This window comes from Pseudomonas syringae group sp. 243L2, assembly GCF_032587875.1.
GTDB lineage: Bacteria > Pseudomonadota > Gammaproteobacteria > Pseudomonadales > Pseudomonadaceae > Aquipseudomonas > Aquipseudomonas amygdali.
Window position 1 is genome coordinate 235,066 of record NZ_JAWHPL010000031.1, and the last position, 25,062, is coordinate 260,127.

Consider the following 25,062-nt stretch of genomic DNA (forward strand, 5'->3'; position numbering starts at 1 on the left):
CGATACTTTAATCCATCCAGGCAGGTATCGACTAACGACTACCGCGTTTTTTATTGTATTTAGAGACGCATACGTCATTTAACTGGGAATTGCCCTACATGTTCTGTGTGTTGGCGTGTAGGACGACAGGGTCAGGCCGTCGAATGCGGAAGGGTTAGAGCCGATAGAATTCAGCTGCGTTATCCCACAACGCCTGACGGGCGCCGCCTTCACCCAATGCGTCGATCAGCAATTCGATATCGTCAGGCTGGAAAGGGCGGGGCGCTCGCGTGGAGGGCAGGTCGGTGCCGAACATCAACGCATTCGGATTGGCGGCATGGATATCCCTGAGTGCTTCGCGCACCGGGAAGTCAACGCGTCCAAAACCACAGGCCTTGACCCGCACACCGCGCTCGGCAAGTCGCAGCACCACGGGCAATCCTTCGGCGCTCAATCCCAGGTGATCGATGCTGATCGCTGGCAATTTCAGCAGACGGGTTTCTATTTCTGCCAGTTCTCGGGAGTCGATGTACAGCTCCGAATGCCAGCCTGCGCGTTCATGCACTCGCACGGCCAGCGCTTCCAGCTGGTCGAGCTGCTCCGAGCCGCCACGCTTGAGGTTGAAACGCAGGGCGCGCACGCCTGCAGCATTGAGGGTGTCCAGTTCAGTATCGGTGACACTGGCGGGCAGTTGAGTGACACCGACGAAGCCCGGCCCCAGCACGCGCAGCGCCTGAAGTAAATAACCCTGATCAAAGCCCTGAAAGGACCCGGACACCACCGCGCCGCCCTGAACGCCCAGCGGCTGGACCGTCGCAAGGTAGTCTCCGACGCCGAACGGGTCCGGCAGGTAGCCGTTATTGGCGATCAGCGGGAAGTACGGGTCGATGATATGGCAGTGGGCGTCGAAAATGCGGTTCATGACGGGCTCCTGTACGGCGAAGTACTCACTCTAGCGGTTTTGCCCGTTAACTGATCGTGCTGGTGTACTCGCCCACGTTTTCAAGAATGATCTGTAGCGTGTGGTGAACATCCTGCAGCTCGGCTGCGTCGGTGCTGTGGAGAATTTCATACTGGTGGTGGCCATCGAGCTGCTTCGCGTCCTCCGAGGTGATTTCCACCAACAGGCGCTCGGCACTGAAGCTGACTTTCAGGCTGGACACATTAAGTGACTTTTCATCGCTGACAGTGATTTCCACTTCGTTCTCGTCCGGGAAGCGGGTCAGGGAAAACAGCACGCCGTTCTCTGCGTGGCAGCAAAGCAGCGCCATGTCGTCGTATTCGTCGTCGCACGGGTTGGCGATGAGGCTGGCGGTCTTGATTTGCATGGTGGGGCTCCGGGTCTTGGCAACTGAGGCGTGAGGGGGATTTTGCCAGTCCCGAGTAAATTTTGTCGGGGATGTTTGGCACCATCGTGCGGATTTTAACGCGACCTGATGACCGAATATGTCGCAGCCTCGTAAGCAGCACGCCGTCAGCTCTCGTTAAGCTGCATGGCAGACGAGTGGTGTACGGTGTCGGATGCGCGCAGCTTTTTTTATTCCCGCATTCAAATGTGACTACCCTGACACAGCGCGCGTTAGTACTTTAGCTTTACACTCGATCAGGTTATGCCCACGCAAGTGAATGTAAGGGCACACCGGTCGCAACACCTTCTTCAAGCCTCCCCAATAAAAGCCAAAGCGGAGTACCACAGATGGCGTTCTTCACCGCAGCCAGCAAGGCCGACTTCCAGCATCAACTGCAAGCGGCACTGGCTCAGCACATCAGCGAACAGGCACTGCCACAAGTGGCGCTGTTTGCCGAGCAATTCTTCGGCATCATTTCCCTCGACGAACTCACCCAGCGGCGTCTGTCCGACCTGGCAGGCTGCACCTTGTCCGCATGGCGCCTGCTGGAGCGTTTCGAACACGCTCACCCGCAGGTCCGGGTCTACAACCCTGATTACGAGCGCCACGGCTGGCAGTCGACTCATACTGCCGTTGAAGTGCTGCATCACGACCTGCCGTTTCTGGTCGACTCCGTGCGTACCGAGCTGAACCGTCGCGGTTACAGCATCCACACCCTGCAGACCACCGTACTGAGCGTGCGTCGCGGCGCTGCTGGCGAACTGTTGGAGCTGCTGCCCAAGGGCACAACCGGCGAGGACGTGCTGCAGGAATCGCTGATGTACCTGGAGATCGACCGCTGCGCCAACGTCAGCGAGTTGAATGTGCTGGCTCGCGAGCTGGAGCAGGTGCTGGGCGAGGTGCGTGCTGCCGTCGAAGACTTCGGGCCGATGAAAGCGCGTCTGCATGAGCTGCTGGCCAGTATCGATGCCAACGAATCCAATACCGACGTCGAAGAGAAGGCCGAGATCAAGGTCTTCCTGCAATGGCTGGTGGATAACCACTTCACCTTTCTGGGTTATGAAGAGTTTGAAGTACGCAACGACGCCGAAGGCGGCCAGTTGGTGTATGACGAGTCGTCTTTCCTGGGGCTGACCCGACTGTTACGCCCCGGTCTGACCCGCGAAGAGCTGCACATCGAAGACTACGCAGTGAAATACCTGCAAGAGCCGGTGCTGCTGTCGTTTGCCAAGGCGGCGCATCCAAGCCGCGTACACCGTCCGGCCTATCCGGATTACGTGTCGATCCGGCAGATAGACGCCTCGGGCAAGGTCATCAAGGAATGTCGCTTCATGGGCCTGTACACCTCGTCGGTGTATGGCGAGAGCGTACGGCAGATCCCGTACATCCGTCGCAAGGTCGCAGAAGTCGAGCGCCGTTCCGGTTTCGACGCCAAGGCGCACCTGGGCAAGGAGTTGGCGCAGGTCGTCGAAGTGCTGCCCCGCGACGACTTGTTCCAGACGCCGGTGGACGAGTTGTTCACTACGGTCATGTCCATCGTGCAGATTCAGGAGCGCAATAAGATTCGCGTGTTCCTGCGCAAGGACCCATACGGCCGTTTCTGCTACTGCCTGGCTTATGTGCCGCGCGACGTGTACTCCACCGAAGTGCGTCAGAAGATCCAGCAGGTATTGATGGATCGCCTGAAAGCCAGCGATTGCGAGTTCTGGACGTTCTTCTCTGAATCCGTGCTGGCGCGTGTGCAGTTGATCCTGCGGGTCGATCCGAAGGTCAATCTGGACATCGACGTTGCCCAGCTGGAAAACGAAGTCATTCAGGCCTGCCGCTCGTGGAAAGACGACTACGCCAGTCTGGTGGTCGAGAGCTTTGGCGAGGCCCACGGCACCAACGTGCTGGCCGATTTCCCGAAAGGTTTCCCGGCCGGCTACCGCGAGCGCTTTGCTGCGCATTCAGCGGTGGTCGACATGCAGCACGTGCTGAGCCTGAGCGAAACCAATCCGCTGGTGATGAGCTTCTATCAGCCACTGGCTGGTGGCCGCCAGCAATTGCATTGCAAGCTGTATCACGCCGACACGCCGCTGGCACTTTCCGATGTGTTGCCGATTCTTGAAAACCTCGGTCTGCGTGTACTGGGCGAGTTCCCGTATCGCCTGCACCACGCCAATGGTCGCGAATTCTGGATTCATGACTTCGCCTTCACCTATGGCGAAGGTCTGAACCTCGATATTCAGCAGCTCAATGACACCTTGCAGGATGCGTTCGTGCATATCGTGCGCGGCGACGCCGAAAACGATGCGTTCAACCGTCTGGTGCTGACTGCCGGTCTGCCTTGGCGCGACGTGGCGCTGCTGCGTGCCTATGCGCGCTATCTGAAGCAGATTCGTCTGGGCTTCGATCTGGGCTACATCGCCAGCACGCTGAACAACCACACCGACATTGCCCGCGAGCTGACGCGTCTGTTCAAGACCCGTTTCTACCTGGCGCGCAAGCTGGGTTCCGACGATCTGGATGACAAGCAGCTGCGTCTGGAACAGGCGATTCTGACTGCCCTGGACGACGTTCAGGTGCTCAACGAAGACCGCATCCTGCGTCGTTATCTGGACCTGATCAAGGCGACCCTGCGGACCAACTTCTATCAGGCTGATGCCAACGGGCAGAGCAAGGGCTATTTCAGCTTCAAGTTCAACCCGCGTCTGATCCCCGAATTGCCAAAGCCGGTGCCCAAGTTTGAAATCTTCGTCTACTCGCCGCGTGTCGAAGGCGTGCACCTGCGCTTCGGTAACGTGGCGCGTGGCGGCCTGCGCTGGTCTGATCGCGAAGAAGACTTCCGTACCGAAGTGCTGGGCCTGGTAAAAGCCCAGCAGGTGAAGAACTCGGTCATCGTGCCGGTCGGCGCGAAGGGCGGTTTTGTGCCGCGTCGTCTGCCGACCACTGGCAACCGTGATGAGGTGCAGGCTGAAGCGATTGCCTGCTACCGCATCTTCATCTCGGGGCTGCTGGACATCACCGACAACCTCAAGGAAGGCGTGCTGGTACCGCCGGTCAATGTGGTGCGTCATGACGATGATGACCCGTATCTGGTAGTCGCAGCCGACAAGGGCACCGCTACCTTTTCCGACATCGCCAACGGCATCGCCATCGACTACGGCTTCTGGCTGGGTGACGCGTTCGCGTCCGGTGGTTCGGCCGGTTATGACCACAAGAAGATGGGCATCACCGCCAAGGGCGCTTGGGTAGGCGTGCAGCGTCACTTCCGTGAGCGCGACATCAATGTCCAGCAGGACAGCATCAGTGTGATCGGGATCGGCGACATGGCCGGTGACGTGTTCGGCAACGGCTTGCTGATGTCCGACAAGCTGCAACTGGTTGCCGCATTCAACCACCTGCACATTTTCATCGATCCGAATCCGGACCCGGCCAGCAGCTTTGTCGAGCGCCAGCGCCTGTTCAATCTGCCGCGCTCGTCCTGGACCGACTACGACACCAGCATCATGTCCGCTGGCGGCGGGATCTTCCCGCGCAGCCTCAAGAGCATCGCCATTACCGAACAGATGAAGGCGCGCTTCGACATCAAGGCTGACAAGCTGACCCCGACCGAATTGCTCCACGCGCTGCTCAAGGCTCCGGTCGACCTGTTGTGGAACGGTGGTATTGGCACCTACGTCAAGTCCAGCGAAGAGTCGCACGCCGACGTGGGCGACAAGGCCAACGATGCGCTGCGCGTCGATGGCAACGAGCTGCGCTGCAAGGTGGTGGGCGAGGGTGGCAACCTGGGCATGACCCAGCTGGGCCGTGTCGAGTTCGGCCTCAATGGCGGCGCGACCAACACCGACTTCATCGACAACGCCGGTGGTGTGGACTGCTCCGACCACGAAGTGAACATCAAGATCCTGCTCAACGAGGTGGTGCAGGCCGGTGACATGACCGAGAAGCAGCGCAACCAGCTGCTCGAAAGCATGACCGACGAAGTGGGCCACCTGGTGCTGGGTAACAACTACAAGCAGACTCAGGCGCTGTCGCTGGCAGCACGCCGTGCTTACGAGCGGATTGCTGAATACAAGCGTCTGATGAATGACCTGGAGGCCCGTGGCAAGCTCGACCGCGCCATTGAGTTCCTGCCTGCTGAAGAGCAGATCGCCGAGCGGGTGGCGGCCAAACAGGGCTTGAGCCGTGCCGAACTGTCGGTATTGATCTCCTACAGCAAGATCGACCTCAAGGAAGCGTTGCTGGAATCCCGCGTGCCGGATGACGATTATCTGGCGCGCGATATGGAAACTGCATTCCCGCCGTCGCTGGGTGCCAGATTTTCAACGGCCATGCGCAGTCATCGTCTGAAGCGCGAAATCGTCAGCACCCAGATTGCCAACGATCTGGTCAACCACATGGGCATCACTTTCGTGCAGCGGCTCAAGGAGTCGACCGGCATGAGTGCTGCGGCTGTGGCTGGTGCTTACGTGATTGTGCGCGACATCTTCCACCTGCCGCACTGGTTCCGTCAGATCGAAGCGCTGGACTACAAGGTTTCCGCCGAGATCCAGCTGGCGCTGATGGATGAACTGATGCGTCTGGGGCGTCGTGCGACGCGCTGGTTCCTGCGCAGCCGTCGCAACGAGCTGGATGCCGGTCGTGACGTGGCGCACTTCGGTCCGCACCTTGCTGCACTGGGCCTCAAGCTTGACGAGTTGCTGGAAGACGGCCCTACCCGCGAGATCTGGCAGACGCGTTATCAGGCTTATGTCGAAGCCGGCGTGCCGGAACTGTTGGCGCGTATGGTGGCGGGTACGACGCATCTGTACACGCTGCTGCCGATCATCGAAGCCTCCGACGTTACCGGGCAGAACGCTGCCGACGTGGCCAAGGCGTACTTTGCCGTGGGCAGCGCGCTGGACATCACCTGGTACTTGCAACAGATCAGCAGCCTGCCGGTGGAAAACAACTGGCAGGCCCTGGCGCGTGAAGCGTTCCGTGACGATGTCGACTGGCAGCAACGGGCGATCACCGTGTCGGTCCTGCAAATGGCTGACGGCCCTTCGGAAATCGATGCGCGTCTGGCCCTGTGGCTGGAACAGCACTCGCTGATGGTCGAGCGCTGGCGTGCCATGCTGGTCGAGCTTCGTGCGGCAAGCGGCACGGATTACGCCATGTACGCCGTTGCCAACCGTGAGCTGCTGGACCTGGCCATGAGCGGGCAGAGCCTCACGATCTGATCCGCTTGTAACCGGTAGAGCCATGAAAAAACCGCATCGAGAGATGCGGTTTTTTTTGTGGTGCGACAAGCATGGCGCGTTGCGCCTAAGCGCAACCAGCTTGGATGTGGTGTTCCGTAAGGAGGTCGTCTCGGTCTGCATGATGGCCGTGCTGATTGTCTTTTTTGTATTGCTGGCAGGGCTCTTTAGGGCAGAAAGGGGTCAGATTCACCCACACATTGTTTCAGCCGGGCAATAACCTTAGGAGATGTTTTTTCGATATCGACCCTACCAGCCTATCAAGGTAGATGTCTATCGTTGCCCAGCGCTTAGGTGTGATGTCGATGCATTTTCGTAAACCTCTGTCGGTCCACCAAAAGAACACCATGAAGAAGTTCTTATCAGGGAATACATGACCAAACTCCGATGTCGCCTCCCCCGGTAGCATTCGCTGTCGTGTAATCTGGTCGTGAGTGTTCCAAATTAAGCGCAGTTCGTCCGGGGTTTCTTTAGGGTAGTGGACAATTACGCCGGGAGCAGCAAAATACCAAGCCACCAGCGGAGCTATCAATAGGAAAAGGAACAAGTAACGGACCTTGATTTTTTTGCATTTGTGCTCAATAACACGTGTTCCCCATTCTTGGGCGGCTGGTTGGGCACCTTAAGGCCGGAAAGGATCAGCGTCACCCTCACATCTCTTCAAGCGAGCAATAACGTCAGGGCCAGTTTTAGCAGTTTCGATGCGGCCTCTGCCATCGAGGTAGATGTCGATCACGCCGCCCCATTTTGGCGTAATTGCTATACACCTCCGCAGACTCTTTTCATTCCACCAATCAAAGTTCATAAAGAATTTCTCATTGGGGAAAATATGCCCGGTATCGTATGTGCCCTGACCCGGTAGCATTCCTTCTTTATGGATGTTGTGCTGGGTGTTCCAAATCACACGAAGCTCGTCTGTAGCTTCTTTAGAATAATGGACACGAACGACTGGGGTCGCCACGTACCAGAACAGCGCTGGAATAACTATGAATGCCCCAATAAGATACCGGGCCTTAATATTTTTCACAGACATGGACACTGGCGCCATCTCCCCATTCTGACGGTGTGACAGCGAGTACTTTGTCCATGATCATTCTTGCCGTGACGCCTCCGTTTGGATTCTCATAGAAGAGTTTAACGCCAATGCTAATAGAAATCCGATCCGGGACGTCATCCCATGCGCGCATCCCTTCTACGCCCTCAGTGGCATGAGGTCCTTTGAGTCTCTGATCTTCTTTGGCTTCGAATATCTGCTCTCCCCACCGTCGTAATTGATCAGAAACAATCTGCTCGACACCCGCGCCGTCTAAAAGGACGCTCTCACTGAGTCCTCCGGCCATGCCCACATAGCCGTAATGAATGTTGGACCAAATATCGTAGTAGTAGTCGTACTTGCCTTGCCTATGGCGATACCTGCCAAACTTCGCGTGGATCTTTGGTTTGTGGTCCCAATCACGACCCTGGCCTACTCGCTCAGTCCAAAGGATCATGGCTGCCGCCACGTTTGAAGCGCCGATAGCTTGAGGGCTGGTGTTCCCTATTTGGGCGTACCAAGGCAGGTCCATTTTTTTACGAGTCTCTTCCGCAACGTCATAGTTGAGCAGCTTATTCATCTTCAAGACGGAGGAGTGGTGGATATTGTTGTTCATCTCGTCTGCGATGTAGGTCGCCAGCTTTTCCATCATGTTCGGATGCGTACAGCCTTCAGGTCCATCATTTGGTACAGCTTCCTCTTCAGGTTTCTCACGGGCCGCATTTGGATTTACCAAAGCGTTCGCCGCCAAGGCTTTCTCCGTGAGCTTCGGGTCAGCCAACAAGGTCGCCATCTTCTCGTCGTCCACGGAACCGTCTGGTCGTAAGGCCCCCAGCGCCATGAAGTTAATAATGGTCGCGCCACCCGCGTCACCCATGACGAAGCCGCCACCAACATTATTGGAGCCCGTGATGATTGTCCCGCCGTGACTGGTTGGGCTTCCCAGGTGCGCCATAGGACGGCCATTCACTTGAATAGAGGGGAAACCCGAAGTGATGACCGCCCCGCACCCACAGGTATCACCCACACGTGCCGCGCCCATGCCGTTGATGTTGACGTCACCGGATGCAGAAGTGATTGGCGTTGTACCGTGACCCGGCAATGGGCAGGCGTGCTTGTCACCCAATCGAGCTGAAAAAATCATTGCAGGCCGTCCTTATGTCTTTGATCCGTAAACAATAACCAGCGTTTAGTTGACGCATGGGAGGCTATCGGAAACGTGAAAGGTGGTCTGTAGGAGAAGTCTTAATTTTCGCGTAGTGCCTTGAGAATCTGATCGGGATGTCATCTATATTTCTGGCTGTGCTGGGTGACATCGTTGTAGTGGTAACAAATCTTAGTGCCTGAAAGGTTCTGGCTGGTCGGCGGGGGGGGGTGTGAGAGGACGGCGGGTGTGAACCCGCCTCCTACTCGATTCTGCATTTATAGGTCTCGGGCCCTCAATCAGGCCGCCGCAGACAAGTGCTCATAAAGAATCGTTGCGCCAACCACGATCAGCACGATGCCGCCAACGATTTCAGCGCGCTTGCCGACCATGGTGCCGAGCACGCGACCGAGCATCACGCCAATGGTAACCATCACGGTGGTGGCCAGGCCGATAGCCAGCGCTGCGGCCATGATATTGACGTCGACAAACGCCAGGCCTACGCCGACCGCCAGTGCATCGATGCTGGTGGCGAATGCGGTGACTGCCAGTATCCAGAAGGAGTGTGAGCCGGGTTTTTCCTGCTCTTCATCGTCATCGTGCTTGATGCCGTTGTAGATCATGTGCAGGCCCAGCACCAGCAACAAGGTGAAGGCGATCCAGTGGTCCCAGCTTTCAGCAAAGCGGGCAGCGACCTGGCCGATGCCCCAACCGATCACCGGAGTGATGGTCTCGATAGCGCCGAATATCAAACCGGTACGCAACGCTTCGATAAAGCGCGGTTTATGCAGGCTTGCCCCTTTACCAAGGGCCGCAGCAAAGGCGTCCGTGGACATGGCAAGCGCGAGAAAGAGGAGGGAAATCGGGTTCACGGTTATATCCAGTCGGGCTATGAGTCAACGACGCAACCACACGCCCGACTTTAGGCATGGATGCATCGTTGGTCTCGCCAACCAGAAGGTGTCCGCACCACGGCATGCAGCCGAGAATGTTGATGCGAACGCTCAGTGACCGGAGTCAAGAGCAGGCTACTCCCCAACAAGGGCCGCTACTATAGCCATCCGGATGTGAAAAATATATGTACGGGGATGATTCAAACCAAAAAAACCCCATCACAAGGATGGGGTTCTTTTAACGCCTGCTTTCGTGCTTACACTTGAACGGCCGGGATGTTGGCGTTCGCAGCGGCTTCACGGAACTCGGCGATCTGATCGAAGCTCAGGTAGCGGTACACGTCCGCTGCCATGGTGTCGATCTGGTTGGCATAGCCCATGTACTCTTCGACGGTCGGCAGGCGACCCAGAATCGAAGCAACGGACGCCAGCTCGGCGGAGGCCAGGTAGACGTTCGCGCCGTCACCCAGACGGTTCGGGAAGTTACGGGTCGACGTCGACACTACAGTCGAGTTCGGTTCCACGCGTGCCTGGTTACCCATGCACAGCGAGCAGCCCGGCATTTCCATACGCGCGCCAGCCTTACCGTAGATGCCGTAGTAGCCTTCTTCGGTCAGTTGGTGAGCGTCCATCTTGGTCGGCGGCGACAGCCACAGACGCGTTGGCAGCTGGCCCTTGACCTGATCCAGCAACTTGCCCGCAGCGCGGAAGTGGCCGATGTTGGTCATGCAGGAGCCGATGAACACTTCGTCGATCTTCTCGCCCTGTACCGAAGACAGCAGGCGGGCATCGTCCGGGTCGTTCGGCGCGCAGAGCACAGGCTCTTTGACGTCGGCCAGATCGATTTCGATGATTTCGGCGTACTCGGCGTCCTTGTCGGCTTCCAGCAGCTCCGGGTTGGCAACCCAGGCTTCCATCGCCTGAGCACGACGCTCCAGGGTGCGCGGATCACCGTAACCCTGTTCGATCATCCAGCGCAGCAGGGTGATGTTCGAATTCAGGTATTCAATGATCGGCTCTTTGGCCAGCTTGATGGTGCAACCGGCAGCCGAACGCTCGGCAGAGGCGTCGGACAGCTCGAAAGCCTGCTCGATGCTCAGGTTGTCGAGGCCTTCGATTTCCAGGATGCGGCCGGAGAATGCGTTCTTCTTGCCTTTCTTCTCTACGGTCAGCAGGCCAGCCTGAATGGCGTAGTAAGGAATGGCGTGAACCAGGTCGCGCAGGGTGATGCCGGGTTGCATCTTGCCCTTGAAGCGAACCAGGATCGACTCAGGCATGTCCAGCGGCATGACGCCGGTGGCAGCGGCAAACGCCACCAGACCGGAACCGGCCGGGAAGGAGATACCGATCGGGAAGCGGGTGTGCGAGTCGCCACCGGTGCCGACGGTGTCCGGCAGCAGCATGCGGTTCAGCCAGCTGTGGATGATGCCGTCGCCCGGACGCAGGGAAACGCCGCCGCGGGTCATGATGAAGTCAGGCAGCGTGTGGTGCGTCTTGACGTCGATAGGCTTTGGATAGGCTGCAGTGTGGCAGAACGACTGCATGACCAGGTCGGTCGAGAAGCCCAGGCATGCCAGGTCTTTCAGCTCGTCGCGGGTCATCGGGCCAGTGGTGTCCTGGGAACCGACGGTGGTCATCTTCGGCTCGCAGTAGGTGCCAGGACGAACGCCTGCAACGCCGCACGCCTTGCCGACCATCTTCTGCGCCAGGGTGTAACCCTTGGTGCTTTCGGCTGGCTGGTCAGGGGTCTTGAACAGGTCGAACTCAGGCAGGCCCAGTTCGGCGCGCGCCTTGCTGGTCAGGCCGCGACCGATGATCAGCGGAATACGGCCGCCTGCGCGAACTTCGTCGAGCAGCACCGGGGTCTTCATTTCGAAGGTGGTGATGACTTCGTCGCTGTCGTGCTTGCACACCTTGCCGGCGTACGGGTAGACGTCGATCACGTCACCCATGTTGATGTTCGAGACATCGAATTCGATTGGCAGGGCGCCAGCATCTTCCATGGTGTTGTAGAAGATCGGGGCAATCTTGCTGCCGAAGCAGAAACCACCGGCACGCTTGTTCGGCACGTAAGGAACGTCGTCGCCGAAGAACCACAGTACCGAGTTGGTTGCCGATTTACGCGAGGAACCGGTACCGACCACGTCGCCGACGTAGGCAATAGGGAAACCCTGACCGCGCATTTCTTCGATCTGTTTCATCGGGCCGATAGAGCCCTGAACGTCTGGAACGATGCCGTCACGGGCCATTTTCAGCATGGCAAGGGCGTGCAGCGGGATATCCGGACGGGACCAGGCATCAGGTGCCGGGGACAGGTCATCGGTGTTGGTTTCGCCGGTGACCTTGAAGACGCGCAGGCTGATCTTGTCGGCCAGCGTCGGACGCTTCTTGAACCACTCGCCGTCAGCCCAGGACTGCAGGACAGCCTTGGCGTGAACGTTGCCGTTTTTGGCTTTTTCGGCCACGTCGTGGAAGGCATCGAACATCAGCAGGGTGTGCTTGAGCTGTTCGGCGGCGACCGGCGCGAGGGTGGCGTCATCGAGCAGTTCAACCAGGGTGACGATGTTGTAGCCGCCCTGCATGGTGCCCAACAGTTCGGTTGCACGTTTTTTGTCGATCAGGGGAGAAGTGGCTTCGCCCTTGGCCAGGGCAGACAGGAAACCGGCCTTGACGTAAGCGGCTTCGTCAACGCCTGGCGGAACGCGGTTGGTGATCAGATCGACAAGGAAAGCTTCTTCGCCAGCCGGGGGATTCTTCAGCAGCTCGACCAGGCCTGCAGTTTGTTCGGCGTTAAGCGGCTGGGGCACGATGCCCTGGGCGGCACGCTCTTCGATGTGTTTACGGTAGGCTTCAAGCACAGTATTAACCCTCATCAGTGGTCCCAAATGGGTGTCCGGGACGCTCATCCAGAAATCGTCCGTACCCACGCAAGGCTTATTGAGCCTTGTTGGCAGGGTGTCGGCGATTCCTAACAGAAGCTGTTTTCAAAGTTTTACGCCTGCAGAACGGGGGGAGTGACGGTCGACACGGCCATTCTTGATGAGGGAATGGCCTGTCGACGCCGCAATGCGGGGTTAACCTGACTGTGCTCGTGACGCTTTGAAAACAGCTTCCAACGGACATTGGCGCCTTAAAAGGCTCGCTGATTCTACGCCAAAACTTCGCTAAAGGTAAGTTAGCCCCTACATCTTCGGGGGTGAACTTGCTTAGACAAAGGGCTAACATGAGCCCCTGTTTCGCCTTCCCCAGTCCTGCCTGACATGCCTGATTACATTATCAAAACCCCCTGCGTCGGCCTTTGCTCCACTGTTTACGGGGACCTGGTGTGCCGTGGCTGCAAGCGGTTCCACCACGAGGTCATCCACTGGAACGGCTATAACGAGGATGAAAAAAGAGCGGTATGGCTGCGTCTGGAACAATTGCTGGTCCAGGTGATGACTGCCAAGCTTGAAGTCTTCGATGCCGACAAGCTGCGCGCGCAGCTCACCCAGCGCAAGATCCGTTTCGTGCCGCACCAGTCCGAGTATTGCTGGGCCTACCAGTTGATCGCGCGCGGCGCACGGGTCATCAGTCAGGTTGAGGCCTACGGCTTTGTGCTGCTGCCGGAGTTTCGTGACTGGACGCTGCCGGAATTGCGCGATGCGATCGATCGCGAGTTTTTCCTGCTGTCCGAGGCGCATTATCAGCGTTACATCGCACCGGGCTTTCTGCGCGATGCGTTCGGGGCCTGATCAGGCAGCCGTCCTTCACTGCATGCATTTGTATCGCGAGGCATCGTCGCTCCTCGTATAATGCCGGGCTTTGTCTCTCTGTCATTCTGTGAGCTTATGTACCCGATCCCCGAAATCGAAGCCTTTCTGCTTTGCCGCACCCCCGACAGCTGGGTTCAGGCCGCGTTGCGCAACCTGGATATCTTGCTGATCGACCATGCGAACAATGAGAAGAAGGCGGCCGGGGCTGCGTTTCAGTTCATGTTTCAGTACAACGACAAGTTCGACCTGTTGAGCAAGATGTCGCGTCTGGCTCGGGAAGAGCTGCGCCATTTCGAGCAAGTGATCAGCATCATCAGAAAGCGCCAGATCCCTATGGCCAACATCAGCTCGGCGCGTTATGCCGGAGCGCTGCGCAAACTTGTGCGCAATCACAATCCTTACCGACTGACCGACGCGCTGATCGTCGGTGCCATTGTCGAGGCCCGTTCCTGTGAGCGCTTCGCTGCGCTGGTGCCTCACCTGGACGAAGAACTGGCCAAATTCTACGGCGGCCTGCTGAAATCCGAAGCGCGGCATTTTCAGGATTATCTCAAGCTGGCTTACAGCTACGGCGACAAGGCTGATGTCGATGCCAAGATCGAGGAAATCCGTCTGGCCGAGCGTGAGCTGATCGAAAGCCCTGACGAAGAGTTTCGCTTTCACAGTGGTGTGCCCGTCGCCGCCTGATTCCCCGCGCGCACCTTCAAAAACGACCGCCTTGCCAGCGGTCGTTTTTTTATGGGTATTTAGTAAGCAAGCTAATAAATGCTTTGACAACGGCTGCCTAGGCAGTAATATTTTGCAATCACTGCCTAGGCAGCTATCTGGATGACTTCTTGAAACATTTCAGCCCCGACAATTTCGATTCCAGCCTGATCGGGCTGCTGGTCGGTCGTACCAATGCGCTCAAAGACCGCATGCTCGACAAGTACCTGCTGCCTTATGACGTGACGTTCGCGCAGTTCAAGGTGCTGATCATCATTGCCCAGTTCTCGACCGACACCCCTGTGGAATTGTGTCGTCACCTGTCGCTGGACAGCGGTTCGATGACCCGCATGCTCGATCGTCTGGAGCAGAAAGGGCTGGTCGTGCGCCAGCGGTCAGCGACTGATCGTCGCCAGGTGCGCCTGGCGCTGACGGAGCAGGGGCAGGCGCTCTCGGACCTGCTGCCGCAGATTGGTGCGGACGCCATGAATGACACCTTTGCAGCGCTCGACAGTGATGAGGTCGAGACCCTGACAAGGATTCTCACCAAGGTACTGGTGGCCGCCGATGACCACATCACCCTGACTCGTCTGAGCTTCAACCCCAAAGCTAAAAGCTGAGCGGCAGACCTGTCGGCAGGCGTGCGCCTGCCGCTCGTTCCTGTCTCGCCGCTTCGCTGATAAAAAGGTAACTGCCATGGCCACTGCCGCCACTGAAAACACATCTGCCCCGTCCTCGCAGCAAACGCCGAAGCCCGGCAAGCGCAAGTTCCTGCTGATCGGGCTCGCCGTCATCGTCGTGATTCTTGGTTTGGCCATCTGGGCCTGGTACGAGTTTTACGGCCAATGGAGCGAAGAGACCGACGACGCCTACGTGAATGGCAATGTCGTCGAAATCACCCCGTTGGTTACCGGAACCGTTATCAGCATTGGTGCCGACGACGGCGATCTGGTGCACGAAGGGCAGGTGTTGCTCAAATTCGACCCGAGCGATGCCGAAGTTTCGCTGCAAAGCGCCGAGGCCAATCTGGGTAAGGTTGTGCGTCAGGTGCGTGGTTTGTACAGCAATGTCGATGGCATGAAGGCACAACTGGCTGCGCAGCGCACCGCCGTGCAGACCGCTCAGGAGAACTACAACCGTCGGCGCAGTCTGGCTGCGGGCGGGGCGATTTCCCAGGAAGAGCTGTCGCATTCCAGAGACAGCCTGACCAGCGCGCAAAGTGAGTTGAACAACATTCAGCAGCAGTTGAGCACCAGCGTGGCGCTGGTCGATGACACGGTTGTTTCTTCACATCCCGACGTCAAGGCTGCTGCCTCCCAGTTGCGTCAGGCCTTTCTGGCCAATGCACGCAGTACGCTGGTAGCGCCGGTCACCGGTTATGTGGCCAAGCGCAGCGTGCAACTGGGCCAGCGCATCCAGCCGGGCACCGCGACCATGGCTGTGATCCCGCTGGATCAGTTGTGGATCGATGCCAACTTCAAGGAAACCCAACTGGGCAAGATGCGCATCGGTCAACCAGTGGAGATCAGCTCCGACCTGTATGGCAGCGATGTGAAGTACAGCGGCACCATCGACAGCCTGGGCGCAGGCACCGGCAGTGCCTTTGCGCTGTTGCCGGCACAGAACGCGACGGGTAACTGGATCAAGATCGTCCAGCGTGTGCCGGTCCGTGTACATATCAACCCTGAAGAGCTGGCGAAGCATCCGTTGCGCATCGGTCTGTCGACCACCGTCGAGGTCAATCTGCATGACCAGAGCGGTCCGGTGCTGGCGCAACAGCCGCGCAAGCAGGCCGCTTTCAGCACTCAGGTTTACGCCGCGCAGCTGGCCGACGCTGATGCGTTGATCGCCCGTCTGATTCACGAGAACAGTGCTTCCAGTGGCAAGACTGCCGTTCAGCGCTGAACCGCCAATCCGTGAACCCCGGCCACTTGGCCGGGGTGTCGCACTCGTCTTCAGGGATTTGCGATGAGCAACAACGCCCCCGCTTCTTTTACCCCGCCAAGCCTGTTGCTGTGCACCATCGGTCTGTCGCTGGCGACCTTCATGCAGGTGCTCGATACCACGATTGCCAACGTGGCGTTGCCGACCATCGCCGGCAACCTGGGGGTCAGCTCCGAGCAGAGCACCTGGGTGATTACCTCGTTCGCAGTCAGCAACGCGATTGCCTTGCCGCTGACCGGCTGGCTCAGTCGTCGCTTTGGTGAGGTGAAGCTGTTTCTGTGGGCAACCATTCTGTTCGTGATGGCGTCGTTTTTGTGTGGCATTTCCCAATCCATGCCGGAACTGGTGGGGTTCCGGGCGTTGCAGGGCATGGTGGCCGGTCCTCTGTATCCGATGAGCCAGACATTGCTGATCGCCGTATATCCTCCGGCGAAAAGGGGCATGGCGCTGGCATTGCTGGCGATGGTGACGGTGGTTGCGCCTATCGCCGGGCCGATCCTCGGTGGCTGGATCACTGACAGTTACAGTTGGCCGTGGATTTTCTTTATCAACATCCCCATCGGCCTGTTTGCGGTGCTGGTGGTGCGTTCGCAGATGGCTAAAAGGCCGGTCAGCACTGCTCATCAACCGCTGGATTACATCGGCTTGCTGGCCCTGATTGTCGGTGTCGGCGCGCTGCAGATAGTGCTCGACAAGGGCAATGATCTGGACTGGTTCGAGTCGAACTTCATCATCTTCGGTTCGCTGATTTCGCTGGTCGCTCTGGTCTTCTTCGTGATCTGGGAAATGACCGACAAGCACCCGATCGTTAACCTGCGGCTGTTTGCCTACCGTAATTTCCGTATCGGTACGCTGGTCATGATCGGCGGCTATTCAGGCTTCTTCGGCATCAACCTGATTCTGCCGCAGTGGTTGCAGACCCAGATGGGCTACACCGCGACCTGGGCGGGGCTGGCCGTTGCGCCGATTGGCATCCTGCCGGTGCTGATGTCGCCCTTTGTCGGCAAGTACGCGCACAAGTTCGACTTGCGTCTGCTGGCAGGGCTGGCGTTTCTGGCGATGGGGCTGAGCTGTTTCATGCGTGCCGGCTTCAATACCGACGTGGACTTCGAGCACGTGGCGATGGTGCAGTTGTTCATGGGCATCGGTGTGGCGCTGTTCTTTATGCCCACCCTGAGCATTCTGTTGTCCGACCTGCCACCCAATCAGATCGCCGACGGCTCGGGGCTGGCGACCTTCCTGCGCACCCTGGGCGGCAGCTTTGCGGCGTCGCTGACCACCTGGATCTGGATCCGTCGCGCCAACCAGCATCATGCCTATCTGAGTGAAAACATCAGCACCTTCGACCCGACAACCCGGCATGCCCTCGACAGTCTGGGCGGCGCGAGCCCGCAGGCCTACGCCCAGCTGGAACGCACCCTCAACGCGCAGGCCTACATGATGTCCACGGTGGATTATTTCTACCTGCTGGGCTGGGTATTCGCGGGGCTGATACTGCTGGTCTGGCTGGCCAAACCGCCGTTTGGCGCCAAGGCGGGGCCAGCGGCGGGGGGCGGGCACTAGTTGCTATGCGCCTGGCTGAACCGAGCCTTGGCCAAACCTCCCCAGGGCGCTTTTCAACCGCGATGGCACTGACGACGCAGAGTGCGACTGCATTACCATGCGGAGCTTGGGAACGATAAATCAAATGCCGTCTTCGCGACTAAGCGAAGCGTCGCCCGGTCTGCTCCCGCGCCCAGCCAGACCTCAATGCCGCCAGAACGCCGGCACACACAGCACCAGCACGGTAATGATCTCCAGGCGGCCGAGCAGCATGCCGCCGGAGAGAATCCATTTGGCAGCATCGGGCAAGGTAGAGAAGTTGCCCGCAGGCCCAATCACCTCGCCCAACCCCGGCCCTACGCCGGATACGGTGCTGGCAGCCCCGGTCAGTGCGGTCATCCAGTCCAGCCCGAGCAGCGACAGCATCAATGCGATCAGGCAGATGGTGATGGTGAAGAAAAATGAAAAGGTCAGAATCGAGCGAACGATTTCGTCGTCCAGTCGATGGCCGTTGTATTTCTGCTTCATCACCGCGCGTGGGTGAATCAGTTGATTAAGGTTGGTCTTGAGCAGGATATAGGCGACCTGAAAGCGGAAGATCTTCACCCCGCCCGCCGTCGAGCCCGAGCAGCCGCCGATGAAACCCAGATAGAAGAACAGCATCAGCGAGAAGTTGCCCCACAGGCTGTAGTCGCCGAGTGCAAAACCGGTAGTCGTCACCACCGATGTCACGTTCAGGGCCACGTGACGCAGCGCCTCGGTCCACGGCAGGTCGGTGGTGTTGGCGTACCAGACAGTCATTACCAGCCAGGTGACCAACAGCAGCCCGATCAGCCCCTGCACCTGCTCATCCTTGATCAACGCCTTGCGATTACCGCGCAGGGTCGCGACATACAGGGTAAAGGGCAGGCTGCCGAGGATCATCACCACAATCGCGACCCAATGCACCGCAGGCTGCGGCCACTTGGCCAGCGACAGGTCGGAGGTGGAGAACCCGCCCGTGGAAATGGCCGACATCGCATGGTTGATCGCATCGAACAGGCTCATGCCCGCCGCCCAGAAGGCCAGGCTGCCCAGCGCGGTAAAACCGACGTAGGCCAGCACAATGAACTTGGCCACCATGTGCGAGCGGGGCATGACCTTTTCCGAGCGATCCGACGATTCGGTCTGGAACAGGCGCATGCCACCAATACGCAGCAACGGCAGAATCGCCACGGCCATACCGATAAAGCCGATACCGCCAAGCCAGTGCAGCATCGAACGCCAGATCAGAATACCCGGTGACATGCTGTCCAGATGGCTGAGCACGGTGGAGCCGGTGGCGGTGATGCCTGACATGCTTTCAAAGAACGAATCGGTGTAACTGATGTGCTGGGTCAGCAGAAAGGGCAGGGCGGCGAAAATGCACACCACGATCCAGCTGGAGACGGTCAGCATGTACATGTCCCGCGGGCGCAACTGGACGTTGTCGGGGCGTCCGGGCACCACCAGCGCCAGGCCGGCGATAAAGGTGATGGCGCTGGCCCACAGAAACTCGCGCAGGTCCTCGAAACGGTCGTAGATGACCAGCGTAGCCATAGGCACGATCATGGCGACAGCCAGGGTGATCAGGAAGATGCCGATAATGAAACCGATGATGCGAAAGGTCGGCAACGACATGACAGGCTCTGGCTGGTGTGAGGAAAGGCGCCATTCTACCTGCGCTTGAGGGCATGTAAACCGGCGCCGCCGAGGACCGGCTGCGAGCGCAGAGGTAACGAATTGTCCGTCGCACTCGTTATTGACGGTAAACAGGCTCTAGAATGCTCGATCACTTTTCAAGGAGACAGTCCATGCAGGCGCTCGACGTTTTGCTCAATCGCGTATCGGTTCCGCGACTGGTCGACCCGGCCCCGGATGCTGCGCAGCGGGAAATCATGTTCGGTGCGGCGCTGCGCTCACCGGATCATGGACAGCTCAAGCCTTATCGTTTCCTGACCGTCGAAGGCCCGGCCCGTGAGCGCATGGGCGAGCTGCTGGTGGAAGCGCTGCAGCAAAGTGGTGGTGAAGTTACTCCGCAGGCGCTGGAAAAGGCCCGTCTGGGACCGTTGCGCGCACCCTTGGTGGTGGTCGTGATCGCGCGCTTGCAAGACCATTTCAAGGTCCCACGTTCGGAACAACTGATCACCGCCGGGTGCGCCGCCCACGGCGTGTTGCTGGCGGCATATGCACTGGGTGTCGGCGCGGTCTGGAGGACGGGTGAGCTGTGCTATACGCCACACGTCGCCAAAGGGTTCGGGCTTGAGGCCGACGAAGAGGTGATTGGCTTTCTATACCTCGGCACCCCGCAGAACCCGCCGCGCGAAGCCCCGAAAGTCGACGTTGGCGGGTTTGTCAGCGAGTGGCAAGGCTAAACAGATGATGAGCTGAGCGGCTCTCTGGGCAGATCCAGCGTGGCAATGAAGCCGCCGTCCGGGTGATTGCCCAGTATCAGGCTGCCGCCATGCCGTTCCGCTGCACGTTTTGCAATCGCCAGGCCCAGACCGTGTCCCGGCGTCGTCTGGCCGGGCGCGCGATAAAACGGCTCGCCCAGTTGTGCCAGATGTTCGTCGGCAACCCCCGGGCCATGATCGCGGACGCTCAGACGGACGTAATCGCCGACCTGAGTTGCCTGCAGATCGATGCGCTGACCGGTGGAGTTGAAGCGCAGCGCGTTGCGCAGCAGGTTGTCCAGCGCACGTTCGATCATGTCCGGCCAGCCTTTGAACTGCAGGTTGTCCTGCACCTCGACGCGAATGTTCTGGTCGATACCGTCCAGTTGGGTGTCGTTCTTCAGGCGCTGCAGCAGTGCTTCGAGGTCGACAGGCTCAGGGCCGCGAAGCTCGGCGTCGAGGCGCGCCAGGGCCAGGATCTCGCTGATCAGCGCCTCCAGCCGGTCACACTCACGACCCAACCGTGGCCAGAGCTTTTCACGCTCGGCAGGCTCCGCACGTTCAGCCAGCGCCAGGGCGATGCGCAATCGGGCCAGCGGTGAGCGCAATTCATGAGACACATCGCGCAGCAACTGACGCTGACTGCCAATCAGGCTTTGCAGGCGCGCGCCCATGCGGTTGAAGTCCTTGGCCAGCACGCCGAACTCGTCACGCCGGTTGGCCAGTTGTCCGAGGCTATGCTGTTGATAGCTGGTTTGCCCCAGATCATGCACAGCGCCACGCAGACGGCTCAGCGGTCGGGTGATCGAGAGTGTCACGAACAGGCTGAAAAGGGTCAGCACCACCAGTGCAATGCCCAGCGCACTCAGCGGCCACATCAGGCTCTGGCGGTGCCACTCGTCGAGCTCCGGGTGTGGAACGCGGTAGATGAACAGGTACGTTTCACCGGTTTTCGGGCTGCTGTACTCGGTGGCCAGACGGCGCCAGGGCAGTTTGCGCCCCTGATCGTCGTCTTCCCGCTGCCGCGCTTCCAGAGCTGCGGCGCGCGGCGGGAAGGTGCCACGCACCATCGGCTCGCCGCTGTCGCTGAGCACTTGTGTGTCGATACGATTGCGACGTTTGATCTCCTGAAGAAATTCCTGAGCGTTATCCGCGCCCTTGTCCTCGAAGCGTTGCGTCCACTGCTCGGGCAACGAGTTGAGCACCGGGTGACGACTGAGGATCCACGCATCCTGATTGAGCATGTGCCCCATGAGCACCGACAGGCCGCCTACCAGAGCTATGGCCAGCCAGAAGCTGGCCAGGATTCGCCAGAACAATGAACGCACAGGATTCCCTCGATCTCAATAAAGAAGCCCGGCATGCGCGTGCATGCCGGGTTGTGTTCAGCTTATCGGGCCGCGAGGCCTGATGATTACAGCGTTTTTGCTGCTTTTGCCGCTTTCCAGGCCTTGAACTCGGCCCATTCGGCGCGACGCTCATCTTCTTTCTTCTTGATTTCGTCAAACAGCTTCTGCTGGTCAGGCCTCAGCAGTGCACGAACTTCGCTGTCGGTCTTGGAGCGTTTGGCTTCGATTTCGTCGTGCATTGCTTTCTGGTCGGCAGCAGGCATTTTTTCCAGGTAGCTTTGAGTGATTTCGCGGCGCTCGTGCCGTTGCTCGCGCATCAAGCGTTCGATCTGCTGACGCTGTTCACGTGTCAGGTCCAGCTCGGCCATCGGTCCCATCGGGCCAGGGCCGCGATCCATACGTGGGCCAGGGCCAGGGCCGCGGTCATCGCGATCCATGTGCATGGCAGGTGCGTCAGCATCCGGGCCACCGGCAGGTGGCGCTGGTGGCGCGGCCATGGCAATGGTCGGCAGGGCAGTGGCAAACATCAAAGCGATCAGGGTCTTGCGCATTGTGTATCTCCTTGTCTCTAGTGCGGCTCGATGCCGATGAGCCCAGTTTAGGGAGATCAAGGTCAAGCGCAGTCAGCGCTTGGTAAAGCTTGTGTAAGGGGGCAGTTGCTTACAAAGCATAATAATAGCCGCGGCTGCGCAGGGCGACGATGCGTGGACGACCGTCAGCGTGAGGGCCGATTTTCTTGCGCAGGTTGCTGACGTGCATGTCCAGGCTGCGGTCGTAGAGCGTCAGTTTGCGGCCCAGCGCCAGTTGCGCCAGCTCTTGCTTGTCCAGTGGTTCGCCGGGCTGGCGCATCAGTGCTTCAAGCAGACGGCTTTCGGAGACGGTGAGGGTCAGTTCCTTTTCGTCGACACTGACCACGCCACGCATCGGGCTGAAGGTCAGGTCACCCAGTTCCAGTTGCGTAGACGACGCCACCGGGTGACTGCGACGCAGCACGGCGCGCAGGCGGGCGGTGAGCTCACGCGGGTCGCAGGGTTTTGCCAGGTAGTCATCAGCGCCCAGTTCAAGGCCCAGAATGCGGTCCAGCGGTTCGCCGCGTGCCGAGAGCATGACCACCGGCAGGTCCGGGTGGTCATTGCGCAATTGCTTGAGCAGTTCCAGGCCGCTGCCGTCAGGCAGCATCACGTCCAGCACCACGGCCGCCGGAGCTGCATCGGCCAGAGCCTGACGCGCACTGGCCCCGTCGTGACAGGCGCGCACCTGAAAGCCTTCCTGGCTCAGCCAACTGCTCAGCAGTTCGCACAGCTCCTGATCATCATCAATTAGTAACAGCTCGCTCATGACTCACTCAATTTAGCCACTGCCGACGTTGCCTACGCCAACCGCTGACCAATATACCGCACAGAAGGGCGAACATCGCAACGCCACCGCCTGCGACGAACCATTGTTGTTGCTCGGTCAGCAAGCGAGGAGGCGCTGCCGACAGTGCTTCTTTGAGCTGCAACTTGAGCTTTTGGTTCTCCTGGTGCAAACGTGTCAACAAGGCGTTGTCGCGTTCCGGATCGACGTTTTGCAACTGCCGTGTCAGCTCGTCGCGCTGACGCTCGCTGTCCTTGAGCCGCAACTGAAGGTCGGCAATCTGATTGGCGGGGCTGGGCAGGTGCAAAGGCTGCACTGCGCCGCTCTCATTGACCGTCTCGGCGTTCACCTGAAACCCTGTCGCCATCAAAACTGCCAACAGACACCACGTACCTGAACGCATCTGAACTCCCTTTTACCGAGCCGTATAAATTCGCACATTGAGCAGGGTATCGGCAGGGTGTCAGGAAGGATGAGCAAGAGGCGGGGTTCAATACGGCTATGCCTCGGTTGAGGCAGAGCCGTAAGGGTGTCAGAGGAGGTGATCAGGGCAGGACGAGCTTGAATGGCTTGACCACGACATTGGCATAAACGCCTACCGCAACATATGGATCGGCTTCGGCCCACGCCTTTGCGGCGCTTTGCGATTCAAACTCGGCCACGATCAGGCTGCCGCTGAAACCGGCAGCACCCGGGTCGTTGCTGTCGACTGCCGGGTGTGGGCCGGCCAGCACCAGACGGCCTTCATCCTTGAGCGCGTTTAGGCGCTCAAGGTGTGCCGGGCGCACGCTGAGGCGTTTTTCCAGCGAGTTTTCGACGTCGGTGGCGATGATTGCGTAGAGCATGTCAGTCCTCGGATTTGGTCGTATTGGGTGCGGTGTCGTGCAGATGGCGTGACAGGTAGATCCCCTGGCCGACCAGGAAGATCAGGGTCATGCCCAGGCTGCCGAATACTTTGAAGTCGACCCAGAACTCCTGATAGGTGAAGGCCACGTACAGGTTGGCCGCGCCGCAGAACAGGAAGAATACGATCCAGGCGATGTTGAGCCGGGTCCAGATCGCCGCTGGCAGGGTCAATGCGTGGCCCATGATGCGCTGGATAAGCGGGCGGTCACCGATGAAATGACTGCCGGCGAAAGCCACGGCAAATAGCCAGTTGACCACCGGGGCTTTCCATTTCAGGAAGGTTTCGCTGTGGAAGGCCAGTGTCAGACTGCCAAACACCAGACAGGCGACCAGTGTGAGCCACTGGCTTTTTTCCAGCTTGCGCTGTTTGAGGTAAAGAATGCCGTAGACCACCACCGAACTGACGATCAGCATCGCCGTTGCGCTGAAAATGCCGCCTACCATATAGGTATTGCCGAGGATATCCACGGCACGCGGCTCGGTTTTGTAAACGATGAAAAACAGGAGCAGCGGGATGAAGTCGATGAATTGTTTCACAATGGCAGCCAGAAGCAGGATGTGGCGGCATAATAACAAACATCAATGAACACGAAAGCACCACTATGAATGTTGACCTGCACTGCCACAGCACCGCTTCCGACGGGGCGCTCTCGCCCACGGCACTGGTTGCCCGTGCTCATGAAAACGGCGTGCGCGTCCTGTCGCTGACCGACCACGATACCCTCGAAGGGCTTGAAGAGGCCCGCACGGCGGCGCATTCATTGGGCATGCAGCTGGTCAACGGGGTGGAGCTGTCCTGCACCTGGGGCGGTGCGACCATCCATATTCTGGGCTATGGATTCGATACCCAGGCCCCGGCGCTGACTGAAGCTATCAGCCGTTTGCATGAGGGACGCTGGCTGCGTGCTGAAGAAATCAGCCGCAAATTGGCGATCAAAGGTATGCCTGGCGCGCTGGAAGGCGCTCGCGCGATCCAGCAGGAGCTGGGTGACAGCGGTAATGCGCCTGCGCGTCCACACTTTGCTGACTTCATGGTGCGCGCAGGTTTCGTCAAGGACCGCGCCGAGGCGTTTCGCAAATGGCTGGGTGCTGGCAAACTGGGCGATGTGAAGCAGCACTGGCCAACGCTGGAAGAAACCGTCGCCACCTTGCGGGCATCGGGTGCATGGGTCAGCCTCGCGCATCCTTCACATTATGACTTTACTCGCAGTAAACGGCGTAAACTGGTCGGCGATTTCGTCCAGGCCGGTGGGCACGCCATAGAAGTGGTCAATGGCATGCAGCCTGCCGATCAGGTTGGGACCCTTGCCATCCTTGCACGCGAGTTCGGTCTGCTGGTTACTGCCGGCAGCGACTTCCACGGTCCTGGCAACTGGGGCGAGATCGGCACTTATCGTCCCGTGCCTGAAGATCTACCGCCTTTGTGGTGCAGATTCAAACATGAACAGCCTACTGCCGCCGTCTGAACAGGAAG

The 25,062-nt window shown here is 59.0% G+C and carries 22 protein-coding genes; 9 read left to right on the plus strand and 13 right to left on the minus strand.

What is annotated here, in order from left to right; all coding sequences use genetic code 11:
* Positions 1-154: 154 nt before the first annotated feature.
* Both RYB66_RS21100 and RYB66_RS21105 read right to left on the minus strand, forming a co-directional pair.
* Positions 155-901 (minus strand): amidohydrolase family protein, encoded by a 747-nt coding sequence (locus RYB66_RS21100; protein ID WP_316895346.1) that lies wholly within the window; start codon positions 899-901, stop codon positions 155-157.
* 46 nt (positions 902-947) lie between these two features.
* The gene (locus RYB66_RS21105; protein WP_316895347.1) at positions 948-1,307 is read right to left on the minus strand and encodes a hypothetical protein; all 360 of its coding nucleotides are present in this window, start codon (positions 1,305-1,307) and stop codon (positions 948-950) included.
* A gap of 368 nt (positions 1,308-1,675) precedes the next feature.
* On the opposite strand from RYB66_RS21105, the gene RYB66_RS21110 reads away from it, so the two are divergent.
* Together RYB66_RS21110 and RYB66_RS21115 are read left to right on the plus strand one after the other, a co-directional pair.
* Positions 1,676-6,535 (plus strand): NAD-glutamate dehydrogenase, encoded by a 4,860-nt coding sequence (locus RYB66_RS21110; RefSeq protein WP_117139673.1) that lies wholly within the window; start codon positions 1,676-1,678, stop codon positions 6,533-6,535.
* Between the two features lie 22 nt (positions 6,536-6,557).
* Positions 6,558-6,773: a hypothetical protein gene (locus tag RYB66_RS21115; protein WP_225231445.1), complete on the plus strand. Its 216-nt coding sequence runs from the start codon at positions 6,558-6,560 to the stop codon at positions 6,771-6,773.
* A 402-nt stretch (positions 6,774-7,175) separates the two neighbouring features.
* Here the strand turns inward: RYB66_RS21115 and RYB66_RS21125 are convergent, their stop codons facing one another.
* The 4 genes from RYB66_RS21125 to acnB form a co-directional block, all read right to left on the minus strand.
* Entirely contained in the window at positions 7,176-7,586 is a 411-nt protein-coding gene (locus RYB66_RS21125; RefSeq protein ID WP_005746744.1) for a hypothetical protein, read from the minus strand.
* Positions 7,567-8,730, minus strand: coding sequence for a polymorphic toxin type 44 domain-containing protein (locus RYB66_RS21130; protein ID WP_010194353.1), 1,164 nt, complete (start codon positions 8,728-8,730; stop codon positions 7,567-7,569). Before RYB66_RS21130 ends, RYB66_RS21125 begins: the two co-directional genes overlap by 20 nt.
* 299 nt (positions 8,731-9,029) lie before the next feature.
* Positions 9,030-9,602 carry a manganese efflux pump MntP gene (gene mntP / locus RYB66_RS21135; protein ID WP_005746742.1) on the minus strand — a complete coding sequence of 191 codons (573 nt, stop codon included), beginning with the start codon at positions 9,600-9,602 and terminating at the stop codon, positions 9,030-9,032.
* A 278-nt stretch (positions 9,603-9,880) separates the two neighbouring features.
* Positions 9,881-12,481, minus strand: coding sequence for a bifunctional aconitate hydratase 2/2-methylisocitrate dehydratase (gene acnB, locus RYB66_RS21140; RefSeq protein WP_004665908.1), 2,601 nt, complete (start codon positions 12,479-12,481; stop codon positions 9,881-9,883).
* A 402-nt stretch (positions 12,482-12,883) separates the two neighbouring features.
* Here acnB and RYB66_RS21145 point away from each other — a divergent pair, with 402 nt between their 5' ends.
* The 5 genes from RYB66_RS21145 to RYB66_RS21165 all read left to right on the plus strand — a co-directional run bounded on the left by RYB66_RS21145 (position 12,884) and on the right by RYB66_RS21165 (position 17,587).
* The gene (locus RYB66_RS21145) at positions 12,884-13,354 is read left to right on the plus strand and encodes a DUF1289 domain-containing protein (protein WP_002554470.1); all 471 of its coding nucleotides are present in this window, start codon (positions 12,884-12,886) and stop codon (positions 13,352-13,354) included.
* Positions 13,355-13,450: 96 nt separating this feature from the next.
* Complete coding sequence (locus tag RYB66_RS21150) at positions 13,451-14,062, plus strand: tRNA-(ms[2]io[6]A)-hydroxylase (RefSeq protein WP_003368536.1); 612 nt, start codon at positions 13,451-13,453, stop codon at positions 14,060-14,062.
* Between the two features lie 149 nt (positions 14,063-14,211).
* Positions 14,212-14,700, plus strand: coding sequence for a MarR family winged helix-turn-helix transcriptional regulator (locus tag RYB66_RS21155; RefSeq protein WP_004659671.1), 489 nt, complete (start codon positions 14,212-14,214; stop codon positions 14,698-14,700).
* Between the two features lie 76 nt (positions 14,701-14,776).
* Positions 14,777-15,985, plus strand: a complete 1,209-nt coding sequence (locus tag RYB66_RS21160) for an HlyD family efflux transporter periplasmic adaptor subunit (RefSeq protein ID WP_005746740.1) — start codon at positions 14,777-14,779, stop codon at positions 15,983-15,985.
* 63 nt (positions 15,986-16,048) lie between these two features.
* Positions 16,049-17,587 carry a DHA2 family efflux MFS transporter permease subunit gene (locus RYB66_RS21165; protein WP_005731352.1) on the plus strand — a complete coding sequence of 513 codons (1,539 nt, stop codon included), beginning with the start codon at positions 16,049-16,051 and terminating at the stop codon, positions 17,585-17,587.
* 183 nt (positions 17,588-17,770) lie between these two features.
* On the opposite strand, the gene RYB66_RS21170 is transcribed toward RYB66_RS21165, so the two are convergent.
* Positions 17,771-19,225 (minus strand): TrkH family potassium uptake protein, encoded by a 1,455-nt coding sequence (locus RYB66_RS21170; RefSeq protein ID WP_004665905.1) that lies wholly within the window; start codon positions 19,223-19,225, stop codon positions 17,771-17,773.
* A 173-nt stretch (positions 19,226-19,398) separates the two neighbouring features.
* Between RYB66_RS21170 and RYB66_RS21175 the strand changes: the two genes are divergently transcribed.
* Positions 19,399-19,959, plus strand: coding sequence for a nitroreductase family protein (locus tag RYB66_RS21175; protein ID WP_057405023.1), 561 nt, complete (start codon positions 19,399-19,401; stop codon positions 19,957-19,959).
* Here RYB66_RS21175 and RYB66_RS21180 read toward each other — a convergent pair.
* The 6 genes from RYB66_RS21180 to RYB66_RS21205 all read right to left on the minus strand — a co-directional run bounded on the left by RYB66_RS21180 (position 19,956) and on the right by RYB66_RS21205 (position 24,125).
* Positions 19,956-21,305 carry a sensor histidine kinase gene (locus tag RYB66_RS21180; protein WP_057405024.1) on the minus strand — a complete coding sequence of 450 codons (1,350 nt, stop codon included), beginning with the start codon at positions 21,303-21,305 and terminating at the stop codon, positions 19,956-19,958. The two genes, RYB66_RS21175 and RYB66_RS21180, sit on opposite strands and share 4 nt — an antisense overlap.
* Positions 21,306-21,391: 86 nt before the next feature.
* On the minus strand, positions 21,392-21,877 hold the full coding sequence (locus RYB66_RS21185; protein WP_003369834.1) for a Spy/CpxP family protein refolding chaperone: 486 nt from the start codon (positions 21,875-21,877) through the stop codon (positions 21,392-21,394).
* A 109-nt stretch (positions 21,878-21,986) separates the two neighbouring features.
* On the minus strand, positions 21,987-22,664 hold the full coding sequence (locus RYB66_RS21190; protein WP_002554461.1) for a response regulator transcription factor: 678 nt from the start codon (positions 22,662-22,664) through the stop codon (positions 21,987-21,989).
* 7 nt (positions 22,665-22,671) lie between these two features.
* Positions 22,672-23,085, minus strand: coding sequence for a translation initiation factor 2 (locus RYB66_RS21195; RefSeq protein WP_316895350.1), 414 nt, complete (start codon positions 23,083-23,085; stop codon positions 22,672-22,674).
* A 142-nt stretch (positions 23,086-23,227) separates the two neighbouring features.
* Complete coding sequence (locus tag RYB66_RS21200) at positions 23,228-23,527, minus strand: YciI family protein (RefSeq protein WP_316895352.1); 300 nt, start codon at positions 23,525-23,527, stop codon at positions 23,228-23,230.
* Position 23,528: 1 nt separating this feature from the next.
* The gene (locus tag RYB66_RS21205) at positions 23,529-24,125 is read right to left on the minus strand and encodes a septation protein A (RefSeq protein ID WP_005746732.1); all 597 of its coding nucleotides are present in this window, start codon (positions 24,123-24,125) and stop codon (positions 23,529-23,531) included.
* A 65-nt stretch (positions 24,126-24,190) separates the two neighbouring features.
* On the opposite strand from RYB66_RS21205, the gene RYB66_RS21210 reads away from it, so the two are divergent.
* Positions 24,191-25,054 carry a PHP domain-containing protein gene (locus RYB66_RS21210; protein WP_005781843.1) on the plus strand — a complete coding sequence of 288 codons (864 nt, stop codon included), beginning with the start codon at positions 24,191-24,193 and terminating at the stop codon, positions 25,052-25,054.
* Positions 25,055-25,062 lie beyond the last annotated feature (8 nt).